The organism is Pseudomonas sp. P5_B2 (assembly GCF_056400445.1).
The window spans coordinates 1-4688 of record NZ_JBFULH010000325.1; the positions used below are offsets into that span (position 1 = coordinate 1).

The following is a 4688-nucleotide window of genomic DNA, read 5'->3' on the forward strand; positions in this document are numbered from 1 at the left end:
GATATAGACAACATTTCTCATTCAGTACTTAGGACCAAACTCACCCAACGAGTACCTGAACTTAACTTCGCACACTCCCGAACTTGGGCATATATCCCCCCCTATGTTGGTGGATATTAATTTGGTAGTGTCGTGCGCAATACCATCCTTGGCCGCGCAGCCCGCATTCTGAGTGCGTTGGCGATTGTTTGTGTCTAATTGTTTCAAAACWGGCACGACAACTGCTTTGTACACCTCAGGCTCAAGGAAATGTCTCTCGCTATTGCGCCCGTAACCGGCCGACGCAACGCAGGTGAAAGCTTCCGAACGGCAAGTGTCGACCGTACACAGACACTTCTCCCGCTGGATCGAGCCCCAATTTCACGGCTTTGCGTTTTTCTTGCGCAGGATTCAGCGCATCAGCAGATCTGCGATTTCGATTGGCCGGCAATTGGTCCTGCAAGATTCTGGAGTGAGCCATGAGCTTATCTTTGTACGAAAAAACGCTCGCCATAGCGCTGCTGCCTCACAAACGACTCAACGGCATCTTCAGTCGCCATGCTCTACTCGCCAGTGCCGTCGCTGTCGCACTGGTCATTGGTGGTGGAGATGCATTTGCCAAAAACGGTGCTGGCGGTGGTGGAGGAGGCGGCGGTGGCGGGACTGCCAAGCCCCCGGGTTTGCCCTCGCCGTTCTCGACACCCACACTGCCCGACCCGGTTTTTACAAACCCGACTGCGATTAATGGGTTTGACGTTACCGGTTTTATCCAAAATATGACCCTGGACACCACCAATGCGAATTGCCCCAATACCGGCGACCCGGGCCGCTTTGGGGGGACCGTCCAATTAAACGGCGTCACGATTACAGTTCCTTGCAACACCGTTATGCAGATGCCGGCCAACACCCTGACCTGGGCCGACTTCGTCAGGGGTGGAACCCTGGCGCTCGGAAAATCAGCGGCGGCCTATCCCTCGTTCGAGATCCATGTGGTAGGCAATAACGTCTCCAACAAGCAGATTGCCGGGCTGATCTTTGTCTCCCAGCAATCAGTCAACGCGGGTAATGGTTTCATCACCCGGATCGACTACACCAACGGCAACCTCGAAGTTGACAGTGGTAACCCGACGCAACCCACGATTATTCAGATCAACGACCCGAACGGACGTTTTGGCCGCGCCCAAAGCCCCGACCCACGCTTCTCCGTCGATGATGCCAACCCGACCATCCATGCCGCCACCGGCTACCCGATGTGCGTGCCACGCACGATTTCCGGGGACGATGCGCTCTGCCCAGAGAAAAACCGGCCAAAAGTGGTCACCCCGACCACGACCAACAACTGCCGCAATTTCAGCCAGGCCGGCGTCACACCTCCGGCCAGTGGGGAACTTTCGGGGCCAGCGGTGGGGCAGGTCTATTGCAGCCAGTACGTCATGAAGAGATTCAGCGATGCTACACGCACGGCGACGGACCCCGACCCGACACAACAGGCCCCCTTCGAAGTCGGCGACTTCATCAGCTGGTCCGGTACTCTTTTCAAGTCAGCAACAACGGGAGCCCCGGATTTCATCTCCGCACACACGATCGAGGCGAATGTCGGGATCTACACTCAGCCAGGTTCACAGCCCAGCTACATGGCTATCGGGGAGTTTGGCATCGGTACAGCCGACCCGGCCGCAACGGCCATCAGCGGAGTAGCCCAGGAGACGCAAGACCGGATTTTCCTTGAAGCCTCGACCACCGACATCAAGACCCCGGTTGACATCTATCTGATAGATGTCAATCCATCGACAGGTGTGCAAACCAATCGCTGGGTTACACCCTATGAGATGACGGGTGAATGCAACCCTGCGCTGGGCCTTGCGGCCAGTTGCCTGGGAGCCTCGGGTGGTATTACCACACAGAACACGGGTCCTCAGCCACAACGCGCCAGATTACGTGCGACCAAAGCGCCCGCTGGGCTTCTCAGCCAGCCGACACGTACCTTGCGCGTCGTTGCGCGGTCACTTTGCGTTCCACAGCAGAGCTTATCCCAGACCGCCGTGGACAGTTGCATCCAGAATGCGGGCAGGCTGACCGTCGCCAATGGACTGATTGCCGGACAGTATGTGGCACCGGTGTTTGAGTTCATCTTTCCGGAAGGCGTCAAGCCTGGCGATCCGGTGGTACCTAACGACTTCTGGCACCTGCCGTTCATACGTAACGGCGAAGGCGTGAGCACCCCGACTGGCGTGGGCCCCCTGGATCCGACGCCATGGTGATCAAGGCCTGACCACAGCGCAAAAAAAACCGCCACTCCCAAAGGAGCGGCGGTTTTTTTTGAAGTACTGCGTTAAGGCTTAGTAGCCCAGGTCGAAGTTTTCTTCTTTCATGTCCATCAGGTTGTTGGCGCCCGACAGCATGGTTGCAACGTGAGTGCGGGTACGCGGCAGGATGCGCTGGAAGTAGAAGCGTGCAGTCTGCAGCTTGGCGGTGTAGAACGCTTCTTCGGAAGTGCCGGCTGCCAGCTTTTCAGCCGCCAGACGCGCCATGTCAGCCCAGAAGTAGGCCAGGCAGGCATAACCGGAATACATCAGGTAGTCCACGGAAGCTGCGCCAACTTCTTCGCGATCTTTCATGGCCGCCATACCGACCTTCATGGTCAGTTCGCCCCATTCTTTGTTCAGTGCCGCCAACGGTGCGACGAACTCTTGAACGGCTTCGTTGCCTTCGTTGGTCTGGCAGAACTTGTGGACGATCTTGGTGAAGCCTTTCAGGGCTTCGCCTTGAGTYATCAGCACTTTACGGCCCAGCAGGTCGAGCGCCTGGATACCGGTGGTGCCTTCGTACAGCATCGAAATGCGGCTGTCGCGAACGTTCTGCTCCATGCCCCACTCGGCGATGAAGCCGTGGCCGCCGTAGATTTGCACGCCGTGGTTGGCGGATTCAAAACCGACTTCAGTCATGAAGGCTTTGGCGATTGGAGTCATGAAGGCCAGCAGTGCGTCGGCTTTCTTCTTCTCTTCTTCGTCCACGCCGTACTTGACGATGTCGACTTGCTTGGCAGTGAAGTAAACCATCGCACGGTTGCCTTCGGCGAATGCCTTCATGGTCAACAGCATGCGACGTACATCTGGGTGAACGATGATCGGGTCAGCGGCTTTTTCCGGCGCTTTCGGGCCAGTCAGCGAACGCATTTGCAGGCGATCACGAGCGTATTTCAGGCCGCCCTGGAAACCGATTTCGGCATGAGCCAAACCTTGCAGCGCGGTGCCCAGACGTGCGGTGTTCATAAAGGTGAACATGCAGTTCAGGCCTTTGTTCGCCGGGCCGATCAGGAAACCGGTGGCCGCGTCGAAGTTCATCACGCAAGTGGCGTTACCGTGGATGCCCATCTTGTGTTCCAGGGAACCACAGCTCACAGCGTTGCGTGCGCCGATCGATCCGTCCGCGTTCGGCATGAACTTCGGCACGATGAACAGCGAAATGCCTTTGGTACCAGCCGGTGCATCCGGCAGGCGGGCCAGTACGATGTGGACGATGTTGTCGGCCATGTCGTGTTCGCCGGCCGAGATGAAGATCTTGGTGCCGGAGACTTTGTAGGAACCGTCGGCCTGAGGTTCGGCCTTGGTGCGCAACATGCCCAGGTCAGTGCCGCAGTGCGGTTCGGTCAGGCACATGGTGCCGGTCCACTCACCGGAAACCAGTTTGGTCAGGTAAGCCTCTTGCTGCTCAGGCGTACCGTGTTCGGAAATGGTGTTCATCGCGCCATGGGACAGGCCTGGGTACATGCCCCACGACCAGTTGGCTTCGCCAACCATTTCGCTGACTGCCAGCCCCAGAGACTCCGGCAGGCCTTGGCCACCGTGCTCTACGTCGTGAGCCAGGCTTGGCCAGCCACCTTCAACGAATTGCTTGTAGGCTTCTTTGAAGCCAGTCGGGGTTTTAACGCCGGACTCGCTCCAGGTGCAGCCTTCGGTGTCACCCACGCGGTTCAGCGGGGCCAGTACCTGTTCACAAAACTTGGCGCCTTCCTCGAGAATGGCGTCAACCATGTCCGGAGTTGCGTCCGCGCAAGCCGGAAGGCTCTGATAATGCGCTTCGTAGCCGAGCAGTTCGTCACGAACGAAGCGAATATCACGCAAGGGGGCCTTGTAGTCAGGCATAGCGAAAAACCTCTGCTGATGTAACCGGGAATGAACGACCGCGTCGAATTGTCGCTGCGATCAAACAGCTGTTTGAAACATACGTTTACGACTAAATCTTGTCAAGCATCGATCTGTAGCCGTTTGTCTTCACATCATCGATTTGCTGGACACACAGCAATGCATCGCCGCTGGACTAACCAGGCGCTGTGTAGAAAAGATTAGTTGAGGGAGGAGGAGGACTTACGCAGAAACGCCACGAACAGTCGCGGCTTCTAGGGACAGTTCAGCGAGGGATCACAGTGGTTATTGAACCAGTCCTTATGGTGAAAGGCCCGACAAAAACACCAATAGCGCGGTGCCTTCATAGATGAAACCTAGTCCAGCAAATCCAGTTGCAAATGCTCCGCCACGGATTCAGCCGTAACCAATTTGAGTTTCGGTACTCGCCCAAGGCATGGCGCAGGGATACGCTCGGCGAGCGTCGCAAGGTTCTCTTCCAGGCGCGAAGTCTTGGGATCAATGATATTGGCGACCCAGCCCGCCAACTGCAATCCATCCCGGGCAATCGCCTCGGCCGTCAAC

3 protein-coding genes are annotated in these 4688 nt (G+C 57.2%); 1 reads left to right on the plus strand and 2 read right to left on the minus strand.

Annotated elements, in window-relative coordinates:
* Positions 1 to 458 precede the first annotated feature (458 nt).
* Positions 459 to 2240, plus strand: a complete 1782-nt coding sequence (locus AC1DRJ_RS19515; RefSeq protein WP_477803590.1) for a hypothetical protein — start codon at positions 459 to 461, stop codon at positions 2238 to 2240.
* 78 nt (positions 2241 to 2318) lie between these two features.
* Here AC1DRJ_RS19515 and AC1DRJ_RS19520 read toward each other — a convergent pair whose 3' ends face one another.
* Both AC1DRJ_RS19520 and bioD read right to left on the minus strand, forming a co-directional pair.
* A complete protein-coding gene (locus AC1DRJ_RS19520) occupies positions 2319 to 4124 on the minus strand; it encodes a phenylacyl-CoA dehydrogenase (protein ID WP_477803591.1) in 1806 nt (601 codons plus the stop codon).
* Between the two features lie 356 nt (positions 4125 to 4480).
* A partial coding sequence (gene bioD / locus AC1DRJ_RS19525; protein WP_477803592.1) for an ATP-dependent dethiobiotin synthetase BioD occupies positions 4481 to 4688 on the minus strand: 208 nt, incomplete at its 5' end.

Coding starts and splice junctions, on each gene's coding strand:
- AC1DRJ_RS19515 (WP_477803590.1), top strand. CDS start 459: ATGAGCTTATCTTTGTACGAAAAAACGCTCGCCATAGCGCTGCTGCCT.